Here is a 2,341-nt window from a genome sequence, read left to right on the forward strand (position 1 = left end):
CTTTAGTTTGTCAGCTTGACAAATAAAGGGTTAAGGAATATAATTAGATTCAGTATTATACAAGGAGTTAATAAATATGCGGCAAGGTATTCTTAAATAAACTGTCAATTTGATAGTGGGAACAAAAAGTAGCAGTCCCGTTTCACTTTTAATATGGGGCTTAGTTTTTTGTACCCAGTTTAAGAATACTTTTATCATGTAATTTTATATGCCCGAAAACATATAAGTGTTTTGGGGCTATTGGAGTTATTTACCCAGTGATAGGAGTATTTATCACTGGGTATTTTTATGCCCTTTTTTGGGTGTTGATAGGAGGAAAATCACATGAAAATAATTAACTTAGGCATTCTGGCTCACGTTGACGCAGGAAAGACAACATTAACGGAAAGTTTATTGTATACCAGTGGTGCAATTGCAGAACTAGGGAGCGTAGATGAAGGCACAACAAGAACAGATACAATGAATTTGGAGCGTCAAAGGGGAATCACTATCCAGACAGCAGTGACATCTTTTCAGTGGGAGGATGTAAAAGTCAACATTATAGATACGCCAGGTCATATGGATTTTTTGGCGGAAGTATACCGTTCTTTATCCGTTTTAGACGGAGCAGTATTATTAGTTTCTGCAAAGGATGGCATACAGGCACAGACCCGTATACTGTTTCATGCACTACAGACAATGAAGATTCCGACAATCTTTTTTATCAATAAAATTGACCAAGAGGGGATTGATTTGCCAATGGTATATCGAGAAATGAAAGCAAAGCTTTCTTCGGAAATTATAGTGAAGCAAAAGGTTGGGCAGCATCCCCATATAAATGTAACGGACAATGACGATATGGAACAGTGGGATGCGGTAATTATGGGAAACGATGAACTATTAGAGAAATATATGTCAGGGAAACCGTTTAAAATGTCAGAACTGGAACAGGAAGAAAACAGGAGATTCCAAAACGGAACGTTATTTCCCGTTTATCACGGAAGCGCTAAAAACAATCTGGGGATTCGGCAGCTTATAGAAGTGATTGCCAGTAAATTTTATTCATCAACGCCTGAAGGTCAATCTGAACTAAGCGGGCAGGTTTTTAAGATTGAATATTCAGAGAAAAGGCGGCGTTTTGTTTATGTGCGTATATATAGCGGAACATTGCATTTGAGGGATGTTATTAGAATATCTGAAAAAGAGAAAATAAAAATCACAGAGATGTGTGTTCCGACAAACGGTGAATTATATTCATCCGATATAGCCTGCTCTGGTGATATTGTAATTTTACCAAATGATGTTTTGCAGCTAAACAGTATTTTGGGGAACGAAATGCTGTTGCCGCAGAGAAAATTTATTGAAAATCCTCTCCCTATGCTCCAAACAACGATTGCAGTAAAGAAATCTGAACAGCGGGAAATATTGCTTGGGGCACTTACAGAAATTTCAGATGGCGACCCTCTTTTAAAATATTATGTGGATACTACAACGCATGAGATTATACTTTCTTTTTTGGGGAAAGTGCAGATGGAAGTCATTTGTGCCATCCTTGAGGAAAAATATCATGTGGAGGCAGAAATAAAAGAGCCTACTGTTATATATATGGAAAGACCGCTTAGAAAAGCAGAATATACCATCCACATAGAAGTCCCGCCAAATCCTTTCTGGGCTTCTGTCGGGTTGTCCATAGAGCCGCTCCCTATTGGAAGCGGAGTGCAGTATGAAAGCAGAGTTTCACTTGGATATTTAAATCAATCGTTCCAAAATGCGGTTATGGAGGGGGTTCTTTATGGCTGCGAGCAGGGGCTGTATGGATGGAAAGTGACAGACTGTAAAATCTGTTTTGAATATGGATTGTATTATAGTCCTGTAAGTACCCCCGCAGACTTTCGGCTGCTTTCCCCTATCGTATTGGAGCAGGCTTTAAAAAAAGCAGGGACAGAACTATTAGAGCCATATCTCCACTTTGAAATTTATGCACCGCAGGAATATCTCTCACGGGCGTATCATGATGCTCCAAGGTATTGTGCAGATATTGTAAGTACTCAGATAAAGAATGACGAGGTCATTCTGAAAGGAGAAATCCCTGCTAGATGTATTCAAGAATACAGGAACGATTTAACTTATTTCACAAATGGGCAGGGAGTCTGCTTGACAGAGTTAAAAGGATACCAGCCAGCTATTGGTAAATTTATTTGCCAACCCCGCCGCCCGAATAGCCGTATAGATAAGGTTCGGCATATGTTCCACAAGTTAGCTTAACAGCTTGCAAAAGTCATATAAAATGAGATTTGAAAGGATTAGAGACTAATTATGATGAAATGTGAATGGATATTGTGTCCTGTTTGTGGGAGCAAAA

Annotated in this window: 1 protein-coding gene; it reads left to right on the top strand. The window is 39.0% G+C overall.

All coding sequences use genetic code 11. From position 1 onward, the window contains the following. Positions 1-324: 324 nt before the first annotated feature. Entirely contained in the window at positions 325-2,244 is a 1,920-nt protein-coding gene (tet(O), locus tag M5J09_RS13100) for a tetracycline resistance ribosomal protection protein Tet(O) (RefSeq protein ID WP_257158158.1), read from the top strand. The last annotated feature ends 97 nt before the right edge of the window (positions 2,245-2,341 follow it).

Origin of the sequence: Corynebacterium sp. BF-R-2, from assembly GCF_024586525.1 — a bacterium.
GTDB lineage: Bacteria > Actinomycetota > Actinomycetes > Mycobacteriales > Mycobacteriaceae > Corynebacterium > Corynebacterium singulare.